Source organism: Streptococcus infantis, from assembly GCF_047460405.1.
Classification (GTDB): Bacteria; Bacillota; Bacilli; order Lactobacillales; family Streptococcaceae; genus Streptococcus; species Streptococcus infantis_Q.
On record NZ_JASHGH010000012.1, the window covers coordinates 1 to 22,512 of the forward strand.

At 41.4% G+C, this 22,512-nt stretch carries 25 protein-coding genes and 2 other annotated features; of the genes, 21 read left to right on the plus strand and 4 right to left on the minus strand.

Annotated elements, in window-relative coordinates:
• Positions 1 to 181: 181 nt before the first annotated feature.
• Together QM928_RS06365 and QM928_RS06370 are read right to left on the minus strand one after the other, a co-directional pair.
• Entirely contained in the window at positions 182 to 568 is a 387-nt protein-coding gene (locus QM928_RS06365) for a bleomycin resistance protein (protein ID WP_414294838.1), read from the minus strand.
• Positions 569 to 579: 11 nt separating this feature from the next.
• Complete coding sequence (locus QM928_RS06370; RefSeq protein ID WP_414294837.1) at positions 580 to 1,407, minus strand: exodeoxyribonuclease III; 828 nt, start codon at positions 1,405 to 1,407, stop codon at positions 580 to 582.
• 262 nt (positions 1,408 to 1,669) lie between these two features.
• Here QM928_RS06370 and QM928_RS06375 point away from each other — a divergent pair, with 262 nt between their 5' ends.
• From QM928_RS06375 to trpA, 12 genes are all read left to right on the plus strand, one after another.
• Positions 1,670 to 3,415 (plus strand): ABC transporter ATP-binding protein, encoded by a 1,746-nt coding sequence (locus QM928_RS06375; protein ID WP_414294836.1) that lies wholly within the window; start codon positions 1,670 to 1,672, stop codon positions 3,413 to 3,415.
• Entirely contained in the window at positions 3,405 to 5,147 is a 1,743-nt protein-coding gene (locus QM928_RS06380; RefSeq protein WP_414294835.1) for an ABC transporter ATP-binding protein, read from the plus strand. The genes QM928_RS06375 and QM928_RS06380 overlap by 11 nt, the downstream gene beginning before the upstream one ends.
• Before the next feature lie 106 nt (positions 5,148 to 5,253).
• Positions 5,254 to 5,946 carry a sugar transferase gene (locus tag QM928_RS06385; protein WP_006149937.1) on the plus strand — a complete coding sequence of 231 codons (693 nt, stop codon included), beginning with the start codon at positions 5,254 to 5,256 and terminating at the stop codon, positions 5,944 to 5,946.
• Positions 5,947 to 5,984: 38 nt separating this feature from the next.
• Positions 5,985 to 7,211, plus strand: coding sequence for a DegT/DnrJ/EryC1/StrS family aminotransferase (locus tag QM928_RS06390; protein WP_414294834.1), 1,227 nt, complete (start codon positions 5,985 to 5,987; stop codon positions 7,209 to 7,211).
• Between the two features lie 60 nt (positions 7,212 to 7,271).
• Positions 7,272 to 7,503: a binding site (T-box leader), on the plus strand.
• Positions 7,504 to 7,568: 65 nt separating this feature from the next.
• Positions 7,569 to 8,747, plus strand: coding sequence for a tryptophan synthase subunit beta (gene trpB / locus QM928_RS06395; protein ID WP_320694004.1), 1,179 nt, complete (start codon positions 7,569 to 7,571; stop codon positions 8,745 to 8,747).
• Positions 8,738 to 8,969, plus strand: a binding site (T-box leader). (Overlaps the previous gene by 10 nt.)
• A 391-nt stretch (positions 8,970 to 9,360) precedes the next feature.
• Entirely contained in the window at positions 9,361 to 10,722 is a 1,362-nt protein-coding gene (trpE, locus tag QM928_RS06400) for an anthranilate synthase component I (RefSeq protein WP_414294833.1), read from the plus strand.
• Positions 10,719 to 11,285: an aminodeoxychorismate/anthranilate synthase component II gene (locus tag QM928_RS06405; RefSeq protein WP_414294832.1), complete on the plus strand. Its 567-nt coding sequence runs from the start codon at positions 10,719 to 10,721 to the stop codon at positions 11,283 to 11,285. Before trpE ends, QM928_RS06405 begins: the two co-directional genes overlap by 4 nt.
• Before the next feature lie 10 nt (positions 11,286 to 11,295).
• A complete protein-coding gene (gene trpD, locus QM928_RS06410) occupies positions 11,296 to 12,300 on the plus strand; it encodes an anthranilate phosphoribosyltransferase (RefSeq protein ID WP_414294831.1) in 1,005 nt (334 codons plus the stop codon).
• The gene (trpC, locus tag QM928_RS06415) at positions 12,297 to 13,064 is read left to right on the plus strand and encodes an indole-3-glycerol phosphate synthase TrpC (protein WP_414294830.1); all 768 of its coding nucleotides are present in this window, start codon (positions 12,297 to 12,299) and stop codon (positions 13,062 to 13,064) included. Before trpD ends, trpC begins: the two co-directional genes overlap by 4 nt.
• On the plus strand, positions 13,051 to 13,650 hold the full coding sequence (locus QM928_RS06420; protein ID WP_414294829.1) for a phosphoribosylanthranilate isomerase: 600 nt from the start codon (positions 13,051 to 13,053) through the stop codon (positions 13,648 to 13,650). The genes trpC and QM928_RS06420 overlap by 14 nt, the downstream gene beginning before the upstream one ends.
• The gene (trpB, locus tag QM928_RS06425; RefSeq protein WP_414294828.1) at positions 13,628 to 14,851 is read left to right on the plus strand and encodes a tryptophan synthase subunit beta; all 1,224 of its coding nucleotides are present in this window, start codon (positions 13,628 to 13,630) and stop codon (positions 14,849 to 14,851) included. The genes QM928_RS06420 and trpB (QM928_RS06425) overlap by 23 nt, the downstream gene beginning before the upstream one ends.
• Positions 14,844 to 15,626 carry a tryptophan synthase subunit alpha gene (gene trpA, locus QM928_RS06430; protein WP_414294827.1) on the plus strand — a complete coding sequence of 261 codons (783 nt, stop codon included), beginning with the start codon at positions 14,844 to 14,846 and terminating at the stop codon, positions 15,624 to 15,626. The genes trpB (QM928_RS06425) and trpA overlap by 8 nt, the downstream gene beginning before the upstream one ends.
• Here the strand turns inward: trpA and QM928_RS06435 are convergent.
• Positions 15,595 to 16,257, minus strand: coding sequence for a prepilin peptidase (locus QM928_RS06435; RefSeq protein ID WP_414294826.1), 663 nt, complete (start codon positions 16,255 to 16,257; stop codon positions 15,595 to 15,597). The genes trpA and QM928_RS06435 overlap by 32 nt on opposite strands.
• Before the next feature lie 70 nt (positions 16,258 to 16,327).
• Here QM928_RS06435 and QM928_RS06440 point away from each other — a divergent pair, with 70 nt between their 5' ends.
• The 6 genes from QM928_RS06440 to QM928_RS06465 all read left to right on the plus strand — a co-directional run bounded on the left by QM928_RS06440 (position 16,328) and on the right by QM928_RS06465 (position 19,490).
• A complete protein-coding gene (locus QM928_RS06440) occupies positions 16,328 to 16,783 on the plus strand; it encodes a GNAT family N-acetyltransferase (protein ID WP_414294825.1) in 456 nt (151 codons plus the stop codon).
• Between the two features lie 86 nt (positions 16,784 to 16,869).
• Complete coding sequence (gene truA / locus QM928_RS06445) at positions 16,870 to 17,619, plus strand: tRNA pseudouridine(38-40) synthase TruA (RefSeq protein ID WP_371608470.1); 750 nt, start codon at positions 16,870 to 16,872, stop codon at positions 17,617 to 17,619.
• Positions 17,609 to 18,382 carry a bifunctional hydroxymethylpyrimidine kinase/phosphomethylpyrimidine kinase gene (locus QM928_RS06450; RefSeq protein ID WP_248035981.1) on the plus strand — a complete coding sequence of 258 codons (774 nt, stop codon included), beginning with the start codon at positions 17,609 to 17,611 and terminating at the stop codon, positions 18,380 to 18,382. The genes truA and QM928_RS06450 overlap by 11 nt, the downstream gene beginning before the upstream one ends.
• Entirely contained in the window at positions 18,360 to 18,827 is a 468-nt protein-coding gene (locus QM928_RS06455) for an ECF transporter S component (RefSeq protein WP_153225495.1), read from the plus strand. The genes QM928_RS06450 and QM928_RS06455 overlap by 23 nt, the downstream gene beginning before the upstream one ends.
• Positions 18,828 to 18,876: 49 nt before the next feature.
• Positions 18,877 to 19,101 (plus strand): YqgQ family protein, encoded by a 225-nt coding sequence (locus QM928_RS06460; protein WP_000646475.1) that lies wholly within the window; start codon positions 18,877 to 18,879, stop codon positions 19,099 to 19,101.
• A gap of 5 nt (positions 19,102 to 19,106) precedes the next feature.
• Complete coding sequence (locus QM928_RS06465; protein ID WP_049548145.1) at positions 19,107 to 19,490, plus strand: rhodanese-like domain-containing protein; 384 nt, start codon at positions 19,107 to 19,109, stop codon at positions 19,488 to 19,490.
• A 180-nt stretch (positions 19,491 to 19,670) separates the two neighbouring features.
• Here the strand turns inward: QM928_RS06465 and QM928_RS06470 are convergent, their stop codons facing one another.
• A complete protein-coding gene (locus tag QM928_RS06470; RefSeq protein ID WP_414294824.1) occupies positions 19,671 to 20,396 on the minus strand; it encodes a 16S rRNA pseudouridine(516) synthase in 726 nt (241 codons plus the stop codon).
• 484 nt (positions 20,397 to 20,880) lie between these two features.
• Between QM928_RS06470 and QM928_RS06475 the strand changes: the two genes are divergently transcribed.
• From QM928_RS06475 to QM928_RS06485, 3 genes are read left to right on the plus strand one after another with little or no spacing between them, the layout of a single operon-like run.
• Positions 20,881 to 21,579, plus strand: coding sequence for a class B sortase (locus QM928_RS06475; RefSeq protein WP_248035283.1), 699 nt, complete (start codon positions 20,881 to 20,883; stop codon positions 21,577 to 21,579).
• The gene (locus tag QM928_RS06480; RefSeq protein ID WP_248035281.1) at positions 21,579 to 22,205 is read left to right on the plus strand and encodes a hypothetical protein; all 627 of its coding nucleotides are present in this window, start codon (positions 21,579 to 21,581) and stop codon (positions 22,203 to 22,205) included. The genes QM928_RS06475 and QM928_RS06480 overlap by 1 nt, the downstream gene beginning before the upstream one ends.
• Positions 22,186 to 22,488 carry a hypothetical protein gene (locus QM928_RS06485; protein ID WP_414321993.1) on the plus strand — a complete coding sequence of 101 codons (303 nt, stop codon included), beginning with the start codon at positions 22,186 to 22,188 and terminating at the stop codon, positions 22,486 to 22,488. The genes QM928_RS06480 and QM928_RS06485 overlap by 20 nt, the downstream gene beginning before the upstream one ends.
• The last annotated feature ends 24 nt before the right edge of the window (positions 22,489 to 22,512 follow it).

Below are 22,512 nucleotides of genomic sequence, written 5' to 3' on the forward strand. Positions count from 1 at the left end.
GATAGGGAATATCCCTTTTTATTTTTCTCAAATACAGATTTTTGAATGGAATATCAGATGATGAGACAAACCATTTTTGAAAAGAGAAAAAGACAAACGCCAAAAATGACGTTTGTCTTCGTTCTGAAAAGAGGCTCATGCCTCTTTTTTTATTACATTCCCCCTCTAATGCTTTATTATTCTATTCACTAAATCTTAAAAAATAGCCATCTGGATCTAAAACTGCAAATTCATGAGGATAGATATATTGTTCACCAACACGAAATTCTCTTTTGGTCAAAGGACGATGAATAGGATAGTTAGACTCGATTACTTTCTGATAGAGTCGAGGAACATCCTTTATGCCAAAGGAAATGTTGACTCCACGACCAAAGGGATAGGTCAGTTCAGCTAATTCATCCTTTGTCCCCTCTTCTAGCATTAGCTGGCAATCTTCAAGAGATAGGAAGAGGAAGTGTTCTTCTGGTCGCTCATATTCGATCGTAAAACCCAGTAAATCACAGTAGAAGGAACGGGACTGTTCTATATTTGATACCATAAACTCGGGAATAACTGCATTGTAGTTCATAAAAAAATTCCTTATAGTTCAATCTCCAAGACAATCGGTGTATGGTCTTGGCGAGCGCCTGAATCAATCATATCTGACTTGGTAACCTTGTCTGCTACACGGTTACTTGTGAGCCAGTAGTCGATTCTCCAGCCTGTGTTGTTGATTTTTGAAGTCTTGCTGCGTTGTGCCCACCAAGTGTAGCGTTCAGGAATATCTCCATGGACATGACGGAAGGTGTCTGTAAATCCTTTGGCCAAAAGGTTTGTAAATCCTTCACGTTCTTCGTCTGTGAAACCTGGTGAACGGCGATTGCTGGCTGGGTTGGCAAGGTCAATTTCCTTGTGGGCAACGTTGTAGTCCCCGGTTGCTAGGACAGGTTTTTGCTTGTCTAGTTGAGCCAAGTACTCCGCATATTTGACATCCCAGACTTGACGATCTTCCAAGCGTTTGAGTCCATCACCAGCGTTTGGTGTGTAAACTTGAGTCACGAAAAATGTATCAAATTCTAAAGTGATGATACGGCCTTCAGAGTCCATGGTAGAAGGTGCACCGATTTCTGGGAAGCTGATAGTTGGAGTGAGTTCTTTCTTATAGAGAAACATGGTTCCAGCATAACCTTTACGAGCAGGTTCTTGAGAGGAACGCCAAGTATTTTCATATCCAGGGAAGAGTTCTTCCAACACCTCGAGGTGTTTTTTAGTAGGACCTTTAGCTGAAAGCTTGGTTTCTTGGATGGCGATAATATCAGCGTCTTCGGCTACCAAGGTTTGGAGGACATCTTGTGATAATTTCGCACGCGCAGAGTCACTCGTGAGTGCAGCGTTTAGGGAATCAATATTCCATGAGATCAGTTTCATAATGTTTACCTTTTCATTCAGATTATAGACAATATTATACCAGAAAAAGAAGTATTTCCCCAGCGTATAGTTTGAAAAATCCAGGTCATTCCTATATAATAGAGAATGATTTATGTAAAGGATTGAAAATAAATGAAATGTTACTCCTTTGAGTATCTTTATCGCTGAATATGACAAAGTTTAAGTTAGTGTCATCACCTATGAATAGGAAAAACCTGAGGCAGTCGCCTCAGGTTTCCATTTGTTATTAGAAAGGAATTTTATGTCCATCATCCAAAAACTCTGGTGGTTTTTTAAATTAGAAAAACGCCGTTACCTAGTTGGAATTGTAGCTTTGGTTTTGGTTTCTGTACTAAACCTCATCCCACCTATGGTCATGGGGCGCGTAATCGATGCCATTACTTCGGGACGATTAACACAAGATGAGCTCCTGCTCCATCTCTTTTATCTCCTGCTGGCAGCTTTCGGGATGTATTATCTGCGTTACGTTTGGCGTATGTATATCCTAGGAACCTCCTACCGACTTGGACAAATCATGCGTTCAAGACTATTTGAGCATTTTACAAAAATGTCGCCTGCTTTTTATCAGAATTATCGAACTGGGGATTTGATGGCTCACGCAACCAATGATATCAATGCTCTGACTCGTTTAGCAGGTGGTGGTGTCATGATGGCAGTGGATGCCTCTATCACAGCCTTGGTGACTCTCTTGACTATGCTCTTTAGCATTTCTTGGCAGATGACCTTGGTTGCTATTCTACCTTTGCCGTTTATGGCCTATGGGACTAGTCGTCTGGGGAGAAAGACCCATAAGGCTTTCGGAGAATCACAAGCAGCCTTTTCTGAACTTAATAATAAGGTTCAGGAGTCTGTATCAGGTATCAAGGTAACCAAGTCCTTTGGTTATCAATCCGATGAGTTGGCATCTTTCCAGGAAGTCAATGACTTGACCTTCCAAAAGAATCTGCAAACCATGAAATATGATAGTCTCTTTGACCCCATGGTTCTACTCTTTGTTGGTTCTTCCTATGCCTTAACTCTCTTAGTCGGTGCCTTTATGGTGCAAGCAGGACAGGTAACTGTAGGAAATCTGGTCACCTTTATCTCTTACTTGGATATGTTGGTCTGGCCCTTGATGGCGATTGGTTTCCTCTTTAATATTACTCAAAGAGGGAAGGTCTCTTATCAACGAATTGAGAGCCTCTTGTCTCAAGAATCGCCTGTCAAAGACCCAGAGTCTCCACTTGATGGGATTGAAAATGGGCGCTTGGAATATGCTATTGATCGTTTTGCCTTTGAAGACGAAGAGACGCTGAGAGATATCCATTTTAGTCTCGAAAAAGGGCAAACCTTGGGCTTGGTTGGGCAGACGGGTTCAGGGAAAACTGCTTTGATTAAATTGCTCCTACGTGAGTATGATGTTGACCAAGGGGCTATTTATCTAAATGGTCACGATATTCGCGCCTATCGCCTAGCCGACTTACGTAGTTTGATGGGATACGTTCCACAGGACCAATTTCTCTTTGCTAGCTCTATCCTAGATAATATCCGCTTTGGAAATTCTGACTTACCTTTCTCTGCAGTAGAGAAAGCAACTAAGTTGGCTCAAGTCTATCAAGACATTCAAGCCATGCCTGAGGGATTTGATACAGTTATCGGGGAAAAAGGTGTTAGTCTATCTGGTGGGCAAAAGCAACGTCTGGCTATGAGTCGGGCTATGATTTTAAATCCTGATATCTTGATTTTAGATGATTCCTTGTCAGCTGTAGATGCCAAGACAGAGTTCGCTATCATCGATAATCTCAAGGAAACTCGCAAAGATAAAACGACCATTATCACAGCCCATCGTCTCAGTGCAGTTGTCCATGCAGATTTGATTTTGGTCATGCAAAATGGTCGCATCATTGAACGAGGTAGGCATGAAGACTTACTAGCCTTGGATGGTTGGTATGCCCAAACCTACCAGTCTCAACAGTTAGAAATGAAAGGAGAAGAAGATGCGGAATAAACAAGAACAATGGTCTGTATTGAAGCGTTTGTTGTCTTATCTTAAGCCCTATAGTCTCCTCACCTTTTTAGCCCTTGCTTTTCTCCTCGCGACGACTGTTGTTAAGAGTATTATCCCCCTGATAGCTTCTCACTTTATCGACCAGTATCTAAACAATCTCAATCAGCTTGCTGTTACAGTTTTGCTAGTTTACTATGGTCTCTACATTCTTCAAACTATTGTCCAATATGTGGGGAATCTCCTTTTTGCGCGCGTGTCCTACAGCATCGTTAGAGATATCCGACGTGATGCCTTTGCCAATATGGAGAAGCTAGGCATGTCTTACTTTGATAAAACGCCTGCAGGCTCTATTGTCTCTCGTTTGACAAATGACACCGAGACTATCAGTGATATGTTTTCGGGTATCTTATCTAGCTTTATCTCGGCAGTTTTTATATTCGTGACGACTCTTTATACCATGTTAGTTCTGGACTATCGTCTGACTGCTTTAGTCTTGCTCTTCCTGCCTTTGATTTTCCTTTTGGTCAATCTCTACCGTAAAAAATCGGTCAAGGTCATTGAAAAAACCAGAAGTCTACTGTCAGATATTAACAGTAAGCTGGCAGAAAATATCGAAGGAATTCGTATTATTCAAGCCTTTAACCAAGAAAAACGCCTGCAAGAAGAGTTTGATGAGATAAACCAGGAACACCTAGTCTACGCTAACCGTTCAGTAGCCTTGGATTCTCTCTTTTTACGTCCAGCTATGAGTTTGTTGAAGTTGTTGGGATATGCGGTTTTGATGGCTTACTTTGGCTATCGCGGTCTCTATCTAGGAATAACGGCAGGAACCATGTATGCCTTTATCCAGTATATCAATCGTCTCTTTGATCCCCTCATCGAGGTGACACAGAACTTTTCTACCCTTCAAACATCCATGGTTTCAGCAGGTCGTGTCTTTGCACTCATCGATGAATCCAACTATGAACCGGCCCAAGAAAATGCACAAGCGGAGATTAGAGAAGGAAATATCCGTTTTGAACATGTGTCCTTCTCTTATGATGGAAAACACCAGATTCTCGATGATATTTCTTTTACGGTTAATAAAGGTGAAACCATCGCCTTTGTCGGGCATACTGGCTCTGGGAAATCTTCTATCATTAATGTTCTCATGCGCTTTTATGAATTTCAGTCTGGTCGAGTTCTCCTAGATGGAGTGGATATTCGTAAGTATAGCCAAGAGGAATTGAGAAAAAATATCGGTCTGGTTCTACAGGAACCTTTCCTCTATCATGGGACCATCAAGTCCAATATCGCTATGTACCAAGATATCAGCGATGACCAGGTTAAGGTTGCGGCAGAATTTGTCGATGCAGATTCTTTCATTCGGGATCTTTCATTAGGCTATGATGCCCCTGTATCTGAGCGTGGTTCGAGTTTCTCTACTGGACAACGTCAACTACTTGCCTTTGCTAGAACTGTTGCCAGTCAACCGAAAATTCTGATTTTGGATGAAGCGACAGCTAATATTGACTCTGAAACAGAAGCCTTGGTCCAAAATTCCCTAGCCAAGATGAGACAGGGCCGGACGACCATTGCCATCGCCCATCGTCTTTCTACCATTCAGGATGCTAACTGTATCTATGTTCTAGACAAGGGACGAATTATCGAGAGCGGCACACACGAGGAACTTTTAGCCCTGGGAGGTACCTATCACAAGATGTATAGTTTACAAGCAGGAGCTCTATCCTAAGGAAGAATTCCTTTAAAATACAGATTTCTTGCACCGCCTCTTTCATTTTGTGGTATAATGTAGGATGTTAATAAAGATTATATATAAAAAACAGAGGAGAATGTGCATGCTGAAATGGGATGAACTACCTCAGGAGATGCAATTGAGCGAGGTAAAACCATACTACCAGCTCGTCTCTGGAAGAAAAGGTTCACTGATTCTCAAGCGTTGTCTAGACTTGTTTCTAGCCTTGGTCTTGTTAATCTTGACTTCACCCGTATTTCTGATTCTAAGCATTTGGATCAAGCTAGATAGCAAAGGTCCAGTTATTTACAAGCAGGTGCGGGTAACCCAGTACAACCGACATTTCAAGATTTGGAAATTCCGGACCATGGTGACCGATGCGGATAAGAAAGGAAGTCTAGTAACTTCTGCCAATGACAGCCGCATCACTAAAGTTGGAAATTTCATTCGCCGTGTTCGTTTGGATGAACTTCCACAATTGGTCAATGTTCTCAAAGGAGAGATGTCCTTTGTGGGAACTCGTCCAGAAGTACCACGCTACACAGAGCAGTATAGTCCTGAAATGATGGCTACCTTGCTCTTGCCAGCAGGGATTACATCGCTTGCCAGCATTAACTATAAGGACGAGGATGCCATTATCAGTCAAATGACTGCAAAAGGCATGACGGTTGACCAAGCTTATGTCGAAAGAGTCCTTCCAGAAAAGATGCACTATAATCTAGCCTATCTACGTGATTTTAATTTCTTCGGGGATATCAAAATCATGTTCCAGACTGTATTTGAAGTTTTAAAATAAGTAATCACAAGAGTGAATACAGTAAAAGGAGTAAATCAATGCCAAATTACAATATTCCATTTTCACCACCCGATATTACCGAAGCTGAAATTGCTGAGGTAGCAGATACCCTTCGTTCTGGTTGGATCACAACAGGTCCAAAGACAAAAGAATTGGAGCGTCGTCTGTCTATCTATACACAGACACCTAAGACAGTCTGCCTCAATTCTGCAACAGCAGCTCTTGAATTGATCTTGCGCGTGCTTGAAGTGGGACCTGGGGATGAAGTCATCGTTCCAGCTATGACCTATACAGCATCATGTAGCGTCATCACTCACGTAGGTGCGACACCAGTGATGGTTGATATCCAAGAAGATACCTTTGAAATGGACTATGACAAGCTTGAGCAAGCTATCACTGAGAAGACTAAAGTCATCATCCCAGTTGAACTTGCAGGGATTATCTGTGACTATGACCGTTTGTTCCAAGTTGTGGAAAAGAAACGTGACTTGTTTGTTGCTTCAACTAAGTGGCAAAAAGCCTTTAACCGTATTGTGATTGTATCTGATAGTGCTCACGCTTTGGGTTCAACCTACAAGGGACAAGCAGCTGGTTCAATCGCTGACTTTACATCATTCTCTTTCCACGCAGTCAAGAATTTTACAACTGCAGAAGGGGGAAGTGCGACTTGGAAAGCAAATCCAGCTATTGATGATGAAGAAATGTATAAAGAATTCCAGATTCTTTCCCTTCATGGTCAAACAAAAGATGCTCTTGCCAAGATGCAACTAGGCTCATGGGAATACGATATCGTAACTCCTGCCTACAAGTGCAATATGACAGATATCATGGCTTCACTTGGTCTAGTTCAGCTAGATCGTTATCCTGGCTTACTACAACGTCGTAAGGATATCGTGGATCGCTATGACCGTGGATTTGCAGGAACTCGGATTCACCCATTGGCTCATAAGACAGATGTTGTTGAATCTTGTCGTCACCTTTACATCACCCATGTAGAAGGAGCAAATCTCGAACAACGCAATCAAATTATTCAAGAATTGGCCAAGGCAGGAATCGCAAGTAACGTTCACTACAAACCGCTTCCGCTTTTAACAGCCTATAAGAATCTTGGTTTTGATATGGCTGATTATCCGCGAGCTTATGCTTTCTTTGTAAACGAAATTACACTGCCACTTCACACGAAATTAACGGATGAAGAAGTAGACTATATCATTGAGACTTTTGTTAGAGTTTCCGAAGAAGTTCTTGCTTCTACAAAAAACTAATAAAAATAATTAGTAAAAAATGAATGAAAACGGTTGACAAAGAAAAAGCAATAACATATAATTAACTCAACAAATCAGAAAAGTAATTATTTTTGATCTTCAGGGAGCCTGTGGTTACTGTGAACAGGTGTTTGAAAGTAGTGAAATTGGGCTGATTTGAAAAAATGAATTTGAAACAATGAAAATTCGGTGCGCACACCTTACAGTGCAACTTGTTGATAGACAAGGCAGAGATGTAAAGGGGATATTCTCTTTACAAATGAGGTGGTACCGCGTTACAAACGCCCTCACATGGAAGTGGATTCCGTGTGTGGGCTTTTTTCATATCTTGGAAACAGTAGAAAAGAGGAAAAATTTATGACAACTAAAGGATATTTTGGACAATTTGGTGGTAGTTTTGTACCAGAACCAATTCAGGTTTTACTAGATGAATTGGAAGTGACTTTTGACAAGTACAAGGATGATCCAGAGTTTTTAGCTGAGTTTCGCCATTACTTGAAGGATTATTCAGGTCGTGAGACACCGCTCTATTTTGCAGAAAGTTTGACAGAGCATCTAGGTGGAGCTAAGATTTATCTCAAGCGTGAAGACCTTAACCACCTTGGATCTCACAAACTCAATAACGTTTTAGGACAAATTCTTCTTGCTAAACGCATGGGCAAAAAACGAGTAATCGCAGAAACAGGAGCTGGTCAGCACGGGGTTGCGACGGCGGCAGCTGCAGCTAAGTTTGGTATGGCTTGTGATGTCTACATGGGGGCAGAAGATGTGGAACGCCAACGTCTTAATGTTTTCCGTATGGAGATGATGGGAGCAACTGTTCACGCAGTTGAAACAGGGACTCGTACCCTCAAAGATGCTGTTGATGCAGCCTTTGGAGCATGGATGAATGACCTTGAAGCCTTTTATGTTCTGGGATCTGCTGTGGGACCTCACCCATATCCAACCATTGTTCATGAGTTTCAAAAAGTGATTAGTGAAGAATCACGTCGTCAAATCTTGGAAAAAGAAGGACGACTGCCAGACTACGTTATTGCCTGTGTGGGCGGTGGTTCTAATGCCATCGGTGCCTTTTCACAGTATGTAGCTGATGAAGAAGTTAAATTGGTTGGGGTAGAAGCTGCTGGTCACGGTTTAGATACCGACAAACACGCAGCAACTATGACCAAGGGTAGTGTCGGAATTGTCGATGGAATGAAGACCTATGCAGTCTTTAAGGAAGATGGAGAACTCGCGCCAGTTTACTCTATCTCAGCAGGTTTGGACTATCCAGGGGTTGGACCAGAACATGCCTTCTTTAAAGACTCTGGTCGTGTAGAGTATGTTGCAGCGACTGATGAAGAAGCTGTCCAAGCCTTGCTCCTACTTAGTAAGACTGAAGGAATCATCCCAGCTATTGAAAGCTCCCATGCTATTGCAGAAGCAGTCAAACGCGCACCAAAACTAAGTAAAGATGAGATTATCATCATCAATGTCTCTGGTCGTGGAGACAAGGACGTAGCTGCCATTGCAGACTACCTTGAAGCAAAAAAATAAAAGATGGAAAATATACAGAGATTTCTCTCACAGAGAGCTTGTGGTTGCTGAAAACAAGCAGAGAAATCTGTAAGGTTGGGTCCATCTAAAATGAGAGAAGAAAACATAATTCTCAAGGGAGTGCCCTTTATCGCACAACCTGTTACAGGAGCTATCTGAGACAGGCATGAGAGATAGGAGAAATCCTATAATTGAGGTGGCACCGCGAATTTCGTCCTCACGCAAGTTATTTTGCGTGGGGATTTTTATATATTTTTCGTAGATATGGCTATCAGTTTTAAATTATGCTTCATCACTAGATAGATTTCTATAAAATATTTGCGAGCGAAGTGAGCATTGAACCGCTATTTCCCGCCATAGTGGTATCCTAGAGAAGCAAAGCTGCTTCTCTAGGACGGAATTTTTGAGAGTAAAATAGTTCGGGGAACTATTTTAGCCTGAGCCTAGAAATGAATGAGCGAGGAGCTCAAAAATTAGGTCTTTCATTTCATGGTTTTCTAAAATCATCCACTGGATAATTTTACCTCCCGTCCGCACTATTTAAGGGAAATAGAAAAAAGATAAAAAATTAACACTAAAGACCATAAAATAAGGAACTGAAAGGGAAATTACAATGGAACGAATCATTCATGGAGATGTTTTATCACCAATCTTGGCTTATATGCGCTTAAATGGACAACACAAGGTTATACTTGAAAGTATCCCAAGAGAAAAGGAAAATGCTCGATTTTCTATTTTGGCTTATAATCCAGTTTTTGAGATTAAGTTCGAAAATGGAGTCCTATATCAAAATGGGCAGGTGATTGATCGTGACCCCTTGGATTTCCTTTATGAGGTGACTTATAAGAGCCAGCACCATTCAGACCTACCTTTTGGTGGTGGAACCATCGGCTTTGTTGGTTACGACATGATTTCTCTCTATGAAGAAATTGGTCAGCTTCCTGAGGATACGATTGGGACACCAGATATGCATTTCTTTGTTTACGAGAGTTATATGGTATTTGACCACAAGAAAGAAAAAATTCATATCATCGAGGATGCTCTTTACAGTGATCGTAGCAATGAAGAACTAGAAGCAGCTTTGGATCAAGTTTTAGAGGAGTTAAAAATCCCTGCTCCAAATGAATTTGAAGATTTGGACGTTTCTCCACTTCAGTTTAGACCACATATTGCACCTCAGAAATTTGAAGAGATGGTAGAAACAGCTCGCGACTTGATTCGCAATGGAGATATGTTCCAATGCGTGCTCAGTCAGCGTTTCTCAGCAGAAGTAACTGGAAATCCTTTTGACTTCTACAGAAATCTCCGAGTGACAAATCCATCAAATTACCTCTACTTTTACGATTTTGGAGATTATCAAATTATCGGTGCCAGTCCTGAGAGTTTGGTTTCCGTCAAGAATGGCATCGTGACAACCAATCCGATTGCAGGTACGCGACCTAGAGGTACCAATGATGAGGAAGATGCAGCACTTGCAAGTGATCTACTTTCTGATGAAAAGGAAACGGCAGAACACCGAATGCTAGTGGACCTAGGACGCAATGATATCGGTCGAATTGCTGAAACAGCAAGTGTCCAAGTAACCAAGTATATGGAAGTGGAACTTTTCCGCTATGTCATGCATTTGACTAGCGTTGTTAAAGGTCATTTGCTTCCAGAACTGACTGCCATGGATGCTTTGAAGGCGACTCTTCCGGCAGGAACAGTATCGGGGGCCCCTAAGATTCGTGCTATGAAACGCATATATGAGTTGGAAACAGAGAAGCGAGGCGTCTATGCAGGGGCTATCGGTTACCTATCAGCAACTGGAGACATGGACTTTGCCATTGCAATTCGAACCATGATTCTTAAAAATAAAAGAGCCTATGTACAGGCTGGGGCAGGAATTGTTTATGATTCTATCGCTCAGAATGAATACCAAGAAACCATTAACAAAGCTAAATCTATGACTAGAATGGGAGAACTAAGACCATGATTTTATTGATTGATAATTATGATTCATTTACCTATAACTTAGCTCAATACATCGGGAATTTCGCTCCTGTTGAAGTTTTGAGAAATGATGATCCAAACCTTTATGAAGAAGCTACAAAGGCAGATGGACTAGTCTTTTCTCCCGGTCCAGGTTGGCCAGCTGATGCTGGGAAAATGGAAGACATGATTCGTGATTTTGCAGGTAAGAAACCTATTCTAGGGATTTGTTTGGGGCACCAAGCCATCGCAGAAGTCTTTGGTGGCAAGTTAGGCTTGGCTCCTAAAGTTATGCACGGTAAACAAAGCCAGATTCTATTTGAGACTCCATCCGTTCTCTATCAAGGGATTGAGGACAATCGTCCAGTCATGCGTTACCACAGTATTTTAATTGAAGAGATGCCAGAAGAGTTTGAAGTGACAGCTCGTTCGACAGATGACCAAGCTATTATGGGGATTCAACACAAAACCTTGCCGATTTATGGCTTGCAGTATCATCCAGAAAGTATTGGAACGCCAGATGGCCTATCTTCTATTCAGAATTTTATCGAGAAAGTTGTAAAGTGAGGAAGACAAAATGAAAGAAATTATTGAAAAATTAGCGAACTTTGAAGACCTATCAAGTGTTGAAATGACAGATGTGATCGAACGCATCGTAACAGGGCGAGTGACAGAAGCACAAATCGCTTCTCTACTGTTAGCTCTCAAGATGAAGGGAGAAACACCTGAAGAAAGAACAGCCCTCGCTCAAGTTATGAGAGGACATGCTCAACACATTCCAACCAACATTCAAGATGCTATGGATAACTGTGGTACAGGTGGAGATAAGTCATTTAGCTTTAACATCTCTACAACTGCAGCCTTTGTCTTGGCAGGTGGGGGAATCCACATGGCCAAACATGGAAATCGCTCTATTTCTTCTAAATCTGGGTCAGCAGATGTCTTGCAAGCTTTGGGAATCAATATTGACCTTAAACCATCACAATTGGGTAAGGTATTTGACCAAACTGGAATCGTCTTTCTCTTTGCCAAAAACATGCACCCAGCCATGAAATACATCATGCCAGCTCGTTTGGAGTTGGGAATTCCAACCATCATGAATTTGACAGGTCCGCTCATCCATCCAATGGTTTTGGAAACACAGCTTCTAGGAATCAGTCGTCCTGAACTTCTGGAAAGTACTGCTCAGGTTTTGAAAAACATGGGTCGCAAACGTGCCATTGTAGTAGCTGGTCCAGAAGGGTTGGATGAAGCTGGTTTGAATGGAACTACCAGTATTGCCCTTCTTGAAAATGGTGAAATTACTTTATCAACCTTTACTCCAGAAGATTTGGGAATGGAACGCATTGCTATTGAAGACATTCGTGGAGGAAATGCTCATGAAAATGCAGCCATTCTTGTTAGCGTTCTTAATAACGAACCAAGTTCATTCTTGGAAACAACCGTTTTAAATGCTGGTCTAGGATTCTACGCCAATGGTAAAGCAGACAGTATCAAGGACGGAGTTGAAATGGCACGTCAAGTGATTGCTAGTGGTAAGGCCCTTGAAAAACTTCGACTATTACAGGAGTACCAAAAATGAGTCAGGAATTTTTGTCACGTATCTTAGAGCAGAAGGCGCGTGAAGTTGAAAAGATGGAGCTAGAGGAACTTCAGCCCTTGCGTGAAAGCTATCGCTTAGCTGAATATTTGAAAAAACATCAGGATCGTTTGCAAATTATTGCAGAGGTCAAGAAGGCGAGTCCAAGTATGGGTGATATCAACCTGGATGTGGATATCGTTCAACAGGCCCAGACTTACGAGGCTAACGGCGCTGTTATGATTTCTGTTCTGACAGATGAAGTTTTCTTCAAGGGTCATTTGGATTATCTTCGTGAGATTTCCAGTCAGGTACAGATTCCGACTTTAAACAAGGATTTTATTATCGATGAAAAGCAAATCATCCGTGCTCGCAATGCAGGTGCGACAGTTATCTTGCTCATCGTAGCGGCTTTATCAGAAGAACGCCTCAAGGAACTGTACGACTACGCGACAGATCTTGGTCTGGAAGTGTTAGTGGAAACTCATAATCTGGCTGAACTAGAAGTTGCTCACCGCCTGGGGGCACAAATTATCGGTGTCAACAATCGCAATTTGACTACCTTTGAAGTTGACTTGCAGACCAGCGTAGACTTAGCCCAATACTTTAAGGACGATTGCTTCTACATTTCTGAATCTGCCATTTTTACAGAGGAGGATGCAAAACGTGTTGCACCCTACTTTAACGGAATTTTGGTTGGAACAGCTCTCATGCAGGCAGAAGATGTCGCTCAGAGAATCAAGGAGTTGCAGATTGACAAAGGTTAAGATTTGTGGACTATCAACCAAAGGGGCGGTAGAAACAGCTGTGTCAGCTGGAGCAGACTACATCGGTTTTGTCTTTGCACACAGTAAAAGACAGGTGACCTTGGACCAAGCAACAGAGCTGGCTAAGATCATTCCTACATATGTAAAAAAGGTTGGCGTATTTGTTTCACCAAGTCGAGAGGAATTACTAGAAGCGATTGAAAAGGTTGGCTTGGACATGGTACAAATTCATGGTCAGGTGGCAGATGATTTGTTTGAGAAATTACCTTGTGCCAGCATTCAGGCAGTGCAGGTGGATGGAGATGGTCACGTGCCAAGTTCTCAGGCAGATTATCTACTCTTTGATGCTCCTGTGGCAGGAAGTGGTCAGACATTTGACTGGGGCCGACTGGATACGACAGAACTAGCCCAGCCTTCCTTCATCGCAGGTGGGCTAAATGAGGACAATGTAGCAAGAGCAATTCAGCATTTCTCTCCCTTTGCAGTAGATGTATCAAGCGGAGTAGAAACAGACGGACAAAAAGATCATGAAAAGATTAGAAGATTTATAGAGAGGGTTAAGCATGGTATATCAAGAACCAAATAAAGATGGATTTTACGGGAAATTCGGTGGACGTTTTGTCCCAGAAACATTGATGACAGCAGTATTGGAATTAGAAGAGGCTTATCGTGAAAGTCAGGAAGATCCAAGTTTCCAAGAGGAGTTAAACCAACTTTTGCGCCAGTATGTAGGACGTGAAACACCTCTTTACTACGCAAAAAACTTGACCCAGCATATCGGCGGAGCCAAGATTTACCTCAAACGTGAAGACCTCAACCATACAGGCGCCCACAAGATTAACAATGCTTTGGGCCAAGTTCTTCTGGCTAAACGTATGGGCAAAAAGAAAATTATCGCTGAAACTGGTGCCGGTCAGCACGGTGTAGCAACTGCAACTGCTGCAGCCCTTTTCAACATGGAATGTACTATCTATATGGGTGAGGAAGATGTTAAACGCCAAGCCCTCAATGTCTTCCGTATGGAACTTTTGGGAGCCAAGGTGGAAGCTGTAACAGATGGTTCGCGCGTGCTCAAGGATGCAGTCAATGCAGCCCTTCGTTCTTGGGTGGCAAATATCGATGACACTCACTATATCCTTGGTTCTGCCTTGGGACCTCATCCTTTCCCAGAAATTGTTCGTGATTTCCAAAGTGTTATCGGACGCGAAGCCAAACAACAGTACCGTGACTTGACTGGGAAAGACTTACCAGATGCCCTAGTAGCCTGTGTTGGTGGTGGTTCGAATGCTATTGGGCTTTTCCATCCATTTGTGGAAGATGAATCTGTAGCTATGTATGGAGCTGAAGCGGCAGGACTTGGTGTGGATACAGAGCATCACGCAGCTACCTTGACCAAGGGTCGCCCAGGAGTTCTTCACGGTTCTCTCATGGATGTTCTCCAAGATGCCCATGGACAAATCTTAGAAGCCTTCTCTATCTCAGCAGGTTTGGACTACCCAGGTATCGGTCCTGAACATTCTCACTACCACGATATCAAGCGTGCGACCTATGTGCCTGTGACAGATGAGGAAGCCTTGGAAGGATTTCAACTCTTGTCTCGTGTGGAAGGGATTATCCCAGCTTTGGAGTCTAGTCACGCTATCGCCTTTGCGGTGAAATTAGCCAAAGAACTTGGCCCAGATAAGTCTATGATTGTCTGTCTATCAGGTCGCGGGGACAAAGATGTAGTTCAAGTTAAAGACCGTTTGGAAGCAGACGCAGCAAAGAAGGGAGAAGCTCATGCCTAAGACACTAACAGAAAAATTGAATGCAATTAAAGCAGCAGGAAAGGGAATTTTCGTTCCCTATATCATGGCTGGAGACCATGAAAAAGGTTTGGCTGGTCTCGGTGAAACAATTCACTTTTTAGAAGACTTGGGTGTTTCTACCATTGAGGTAGGAGTTCCTTTCTCGGATCCGGTTGCAGATGGTCCTGTTATCGAAGCAGCAGGCTTGCGCAGTCTAGCTCGCGGAACCTCTACCCAGGCTTTGGTTGAAACTTTGAAAACCATTGAAACAGAAATTCCGCTTGTCATCATGACCTACTTTAACCCCCTCTTTCAGTATGGTGTGGAGAAATTGGTTAAAGATCTTGCTGATACAGCAGTCAAGGGCTTGATTATTCCGGATCTCCCTCATGAGCATGCTAATTTTGTAGAGCCCTTCTTGGCAGGTACAGACATTGCTTTGATTCCCTTAGTTAGTTTGACAACAGGAATTGACCGTCAAAAAGAACTCATTGAAGGGGCAGAAGGATTTATCTATGCCGTTGCTATCAATGGGGTCACAGGGAAATCAGGAAATTACCGAGATGACTTGGACAAGCACTTGTCTCAACTTCATCAAGTGGCTGACATTCCAGTCTTGACCGGTTTTGGTGTATCCACACAGTCTGATGTAGAACGCTTCAATGCTGTATCAGACGGTGTTATCGTTGGTTCGAAGATTGTTAAGGCTCTGCATGAAGGACAAGTAGCAGAAATCGCTGACTTTATCCGAGAAGCAGTAGCTTCCCAAAAATAATCACGCAAGCAGCAAGTAAGAGGAAGGGCACAAAAGGAAGTCTTTCCTTTTTCTTTAGTAGGAGAAAGGCTAGAATGCCAGTTGTGGAAGCAAATTGCACCAAGATGAGTATCTCCGTTATGCTAAAGACGAGTGCACAAGAGGCTAGAAAGAGAAAATCACCGGCTCCTATGCGAATATCGATGAAATGAGCAATGATTCCAAGAACTAGGAAGAAAGCCATGACTAGATTCCAACTAGAGCAAACCATGAGGATTAAGTGAAAAACTAGCCAGACCAGCAAGGGATATTCTTGATGACGAAGGTCATAGATGCTCAAAGTCAAGCCAGCAGTGACTAGGATGACTTGATCCAACGTTAAAAAACTGCAATAAAAAGCTAGAAAGAGCAGTCCCAATCCCAACTCAAAGAAAGCATACCAGACAGGATAGTTTGACTTGCAATAGCGACAGCGAAAGCGATTGAATATCTGGGACACAATTGGAATCAAATCCAGTGGTCTCAAACGAGTCTGACAAGAATCACAGTGGCTAGCAGGAAAAACTATGGATTGTTCAGGGAAGCGATCGATGACTAAGCCTAGAAAGGAAGCAAGAATCGTTCCAACAAGAAAAAAGTAAAGATGAATCATACTTATTTATTCGGAAAAAATAAGAGAAAGAGTATAATAGTTGGATGTAGGAGAAGTTTTAAGAACAAATATGAAAATTCACTTTGAAAAAGGACTTCAGTTAGAAAATGCCCAACTCATTTGTCAGTGGTCTAATGCTTTGGGAGAAAGTTTTCAGAAGCAATGGATGGGACCAAAGATTTCTTATCCCTTGATTGCCCAATCCTTACAAAAGCTGGAAGGAATTTTTTCCATTTTTACTGGAGAAGAGTTTGTAGGTATCATCCAGAAAATCAAATTAGAAGATAAAAATCTTCATATTGGAAGATTTCTCATAGCTCCACAGAAGCAGGGAAAAGGAATAGGCCGAAAAGCTTTTCAATACTTTCTTCAAGAAATGTTTGAAAATGAAGAAATAGAAAGTATTTCCCTAACGGTTTTTGAGTCAAATCAAACAGCTTATAATCTTTACCAAAAAGAAGGATTTGAAATCGTTCAAATGGTTGAAGTACCTATACGAAAATACATCATGAAAAAGGTCAGATAGAACATAAATAACTTCGAGGAACTGTCCCCTTACAATTTTTGGTTTTCAAACTTGTTGCAGAGAAATTTTCTTGATAAAATAGATACATGACTAGATATAAAGCTGTAATTTCCTATGATGGCTACGCTTTTGCTGGTTTTCAGCGGCAACCTCATGCTCGTAGTGTTCAGGAGGAAATTGAAAAAACTTTAACAAAATTAAATAAGGGACAAGCTATTACCATTCATGGAGCTGGGCGAACGGACAGTGGCGTTCATGCTTTAGGACAGGTCATTCACTTTGATCTTCCCTATCAGATGGATGAGGAAAAACTTCGTTTTGCTCTTGATACCCAAAGTCCTGAAGATATCGATGTGATTTCGATTGAGATAGTGGCTGACGATTTTCATTGCCGTTATGTCAAGCATAGCAAGACCTACGAGTTTATCGTAGATAGAGGACGTCCTAAAAATCCCATGCGTCGCCATTATGCGACTCATTATCCCTATCCACTCGATGTGGAGCGGATGCAAGAAGCTGTAAAAAAACTAGAGGGAACACATGACTTTACTGGTTTTACGGCATCAGGTACTAGTGTGGAGGATAAGGTTAGGACGATCACGGAAGCTAGTCTTAGGGTTGATGAAACAGGGCAGTTTTTGACCTTTACATTCTCTGGCAATGGCTTCCTCTATAAGCAGATTCGAAATATGGTCGGAACCCTTCTGAAAATTGGTAACAACCGTATGCCGATTGAACAGATTGACCTGATTTTGGAGAAAAAAGACAGACAGTTGGCAGGACCAACTGCAGCACCCAATGGTTTGTATTTGAAGGAGATTCGTTATGAAGAATAATCGTATTTTAGCACTTTCAGGAAATGATATTTTTAGTGGTGGTGGATTGGCAGCAGACCTTGCGACCTACACCTTGAATGGCTTGCATGGTTTTGTAGCCATGACTTGTTTAACTGCTTTGACGGAAAATGGTTTTGAGGTCTTCCCGACAGATGAGACTATTTTCCAACAACAGTTGGATAGCCTGAAAAGTGTAGACTTTGGAGGGATTAAGATTGGTCTCTTGCCGACAGTCGGTGTTGCTGAAAAAGCATTGAATTTCATTAAGGAAAGTTCAGGAGTTCCAGTAGTCTTGGACCCTGTATTGGTTTGTAAGGAAACGCACGACGTTGCAGTTAGTGAGCTCTGTCAAGAGTTGATTCGCTTTTTCCCTTATGTATCAGTGATTACTCCGAATCTTCCTGAGGCAGAGTTGCTTGCAGACCAAAAGATTGAAAGTCTGGAAGATATGAAGGCTGCAGCTCAAAAATTACATGACTTGGGTGCACCAGCAGTCATTATCAAGGGTGGGAATCGCCTCAGTCAGGATAAGGCTGTGGATGTTTTTTATGATGGTCATGACTTTACCATTTTAGAAAATCCAGTCTTAGGAGGTCAAAATGCTGGTGCAGGTTGTACCTTTGCATCGAGCATTGCCAGTCAATTAGTACAAGGAGAGGAGCTCTTACCAGCAGTTGAGAGTTCTAAAGCCTTTGTTTACCGTGCCATCGCACAAGCAGATCAATATGGAGTCAGACAATATGAAGCAAACCAAAACAAGTAAAATCGCCCTATTATCTATACTAACTGCTCTATCAGTAGTTTTAGGTTATATTGTAAAAATCCCAACTCAAGCAGGAATCTTAACTCTTTTAGATGCAGGAATCTTCTTTACCGCTTTTTATTATGGGCGCCGTGAAGGAGCCATCGTTGGGGGTCTAGGAGGTTTCCTCATTGACCTGATTTCAGGTTACCCTCACTGGATGTTCTTCAGCTTGCTTTTCCATGGTCTGCAGGGATATTTTGCAGGTTTTAAAGGAAAATGGCAGGGGCTTGGATTAGTTTTGGCGACTATCATCATGGTAGCTGGATATGCATGTGCGACTGCTTGGATGAAAGGTTGGGGGCAAGCCTGGTTAGATGTCCCTCACAATCTGTTACAGAATTTTGTTGGGATGGTTGTTGGGTATCTTCTATATCGGAGTATCAAGAACATTAGTAAGCAGTAAAAATAGTCTTCCATGGCAACTATTGAAAAAACTCTGATAATTTGCTAAAATGAAAGCTATGAAAACACTCTACGATGTGCAACAATTTCTCAAACAGTTTGGTATCATTGTCTATATGGGAAAACGTCTCTATGACATTGAACTGATGAAGATCGAGTTATCGCGAATCTATGATGCAGGCTTGATGGACAAGCTGGACTATCTTGAAGCGGAGGCTGTTCTTCGCAGAGAGCACAAACTAGAATTAGACTATTTAGAAAAAAATGGAGATTAGGTAATATGGTAACTTGGGTATTATGGGGACTTATTGTAGCGATGTTGGCATGGATGGGATACAACTATCTTCGCATTCGTCGTGCAGCGAAAATTGTAGACAATGCAGAGTTTGAGTCTTTGATTCGTACAGGTCAGTTGATCGACTTGCGTGATCCAGCTGACTTCCACAGAAAACATATCCTCGGAGCTCGTAATATCCCTTCAAATCAATTGAAGACAAGTCTTGCAGCTCTTCGCAAGGATAAACCTGTCCTTCTCTATGAAAACCAACGTGCGCAACGTGTCACAAATGCAGCACTTTTCTTGAAAAAACAAGGTTTCTCAGAAATCTATATCCTCTCTTACGGATTGGATTCTTGGACAGGGAAAGTAAAAGTTGAAAAATAAGAAATGGCGGTGGGACAGAAATCGATAGACAAAGTCTCGATTTCGTAGTCCCAGTCCCGCGAGGATGATTAGGAGCTTTTTGGAGTCTAAAAGACGAACAAAAAGTTCAATCAGCAACCGCGTCAAAGTTTGATTGCTAATAAAAAGTGAGGTCGGGATCTTTTGTCCCAACCTCATTTTTTAACCACTTTTTCTAAGAAAGTCACGAATGATTGCCAATTCTTGTGAGTTTAGATGTCGATAGTCGCCTTCTTGGAGATTGTCATCAAGACTCCAAGGGCCAAAATGGGTGCGTTTAAGAGCAGTAACCTTGACTCCAACAGAAAGGAACATTTTTTTGACCTGATGAAACTTTCCTTCAGAGATGGTGATAGTGGCTTGGCTGAGACTAAGGCTTGAGGATAAAATCTCAAGTTGAGCAGGTTTACAGATAGTTCCATCAAGAAAGACAATCCCATCTTTAAACTCTTGAATATGGTCGGGAGTTAGTGGCCCATTGACCTCTACTTGGTAAGTTTTATCGACATGGTATTGAGGATGGAGGAGTTGAAAACCTAGAGGTCCATTATCCGTTAAGAGAAGGAGACCCGTCGTATCCCGATCCAGACGGCCGATGGCGTAGAGTTGGTCAGACTGGAGATGCTGAGGAAGAAGGTCCATGACCGTTGGGAGTTTTTTATCCTTGCTTGCAGTTACGACTCCGTTTGGCTTGTGGAGCATGAGGTAGGTGTGTTCATATACTTGGATTTTTCTATCTTTGAAAATCAGCTCTTGCAACCCGGTATCAACATTCTGTGCAAGGGAACTAGCAGGGAGTTTATCAACTAAAATTTCTTTTTTCAAAAGAGCTTGTTTCATGGCCTTACGGCTGATTTTTTCCTGGGCTAATAATTTATCTAAACGCATACCAGCCTATCTTATCACAAGTCGGGATTTTTGAAAAGAGAAAGAAATTTTTTTGCAATGTCAAGCCAAGCGTGACAAATTAGTCCATATGGTTATCGAGAATCTTTTAAGTTATTTGGACTAGCTCGATAGTTTTTGGCAGATTTATAGCTAGGAATCTTTTGGATTTCTTTTTTTGAGTGGGTCAATGTAACGAATTCTTTCAAAAAGCTTCAATCCTTTCTGATGCATACTGATGCATAAATTTGAAATCAGAATTTGTATGAATAATTTTGATCAGAATAAAAAATAAACATATCCATCGTTTATTATAGAGTTTTGTAATTCTAGTATATTAGATGAACCTATCTTTTCTGTTAGGCTTCATTTTACAATAGGGGAATACAAAAATTCCTAAATATTGTAACAAAAAGGCGTTTTATACAAAAAATGGATTTACAAAGCATACAGATTTCTGATACAATGATAGTATGGGAGCGAGCACATGAAAATTTTGAAGTTTAGTTTATCACTAATTATAATAATTGTGGTGTTATTTTTAGGTTTAAAAGTCTTAGATGGCTTTGAACAGATGGCTGTGGAACAACATTCTCAAAACGCAGTTGAGAAGAAGTTTCATCAGAATCCAGATGTCTTTGCTTGGCTAACAGTTGAAGGGACTCGAATAGATTACCCGGTTGCTCAGCATCCAAGGGATGATGCTTATTACCTTTCTCATGATATAGATGGTGAAGAGACCTATTATGGCGCTATATTTACAGAGCTGGTTAACAAAAAAACATTTGAAGATCCTGTCACGATTATCTACGGACATGCTATGTTAGATGATTCGATGTTTGGGTCTTTAGATTATTTTGCGAAGCCAGCTTTTTTTAAGGAGCATGAACGTATTACGATTGACACCTTGACTCAACATTTTGAATATGAGGTGATGGCAGCTCACTCTTATACAGATGATCATCTTTTTCATACATTCAAATTAGGAAGTCGAGAAGGCCTCAGATATTATTTAGAAACATTACAGATAAGAACATCAGACTATGGGGGATTCTATCGTCAGATTGCTACTGATCCTCAAAAAGATCGATTTTTAATCTTATCAACCTGTGATGCTACTGGAAATGATCAACGATTTGTGGTTACTGCTCGTTTAAAAAGTGTTAAAGAAAGGACAAGTGAATAATGAAAATATTAAGACTCTCAAGGTTTTGGAGACTAGCTACTGGCTTACTGTTTTTAGGAGTGGGGCAACGCCTTCTATTTACAGGTGCGATTTCCCCTGTGATAGTCGAGGAAGGTTTATCACTCATTCTAACCTTATTCAGCCTACTATTTTTAATAATAGGAACAGTTCTTATTTTTCCAATAACAATCTGGTTTTATAGGCAGTACCGATCAGATAAACGTTTAAATCACACTATTCTGATTTACTTGTTTAGTGCAATTTTATGTGGCATCCTCATCGGAGGTTTGGGTCAAGTTTTATACGATCATACAAGTTTGGAATATGGCCATGTCAAGATTGCTATCTGGGCATTTACTACAATTGTACAAACTTTTCTTAAAGTAATCTTATCCTATAGTCTGGTTAGTATTTACAAAGCTTTACCAATTAAAAGTAGGGTAGATCAATTGCGACTACCTGTTCTGGTATCCATGCTTATTGTCGCCTTTTGTTTAGCTATTGCTGTTTGGTTCCCAATACTAGGTTCTTTCGTTTTATCCATCGGCGATGCTCTTATTTTAATTTTTACACTTTATTATTTTATTTATCTTACAAAGGAGAATGATGATGAAAAGACTGCGTAAGTCCATACAGTGGTTATTATTGCTGAGTTTGTTTGTTTCTAACATGCCGTTGATCTATGCGGAAGAAATAAACCAAGCAATTAAACAAGGCCAGGCTGAGGAAGCTTATAAAAAAGCTGTTACAGAGGCGAGTAGCCAGACTGTTAGTTCTGAAAATGCAAATACGGAAGGTTCGACAAGTGTTGACACCTCATCAAAACCAGCAAAAGATGGTGGAGATGCCCTTCAACAGCCCAAAGTAGTCAATGAAGAGAGTAAGGCAGAGGCAGAACTGAAAAAATAATACGGGGCACCAGTAGCGGTTAGT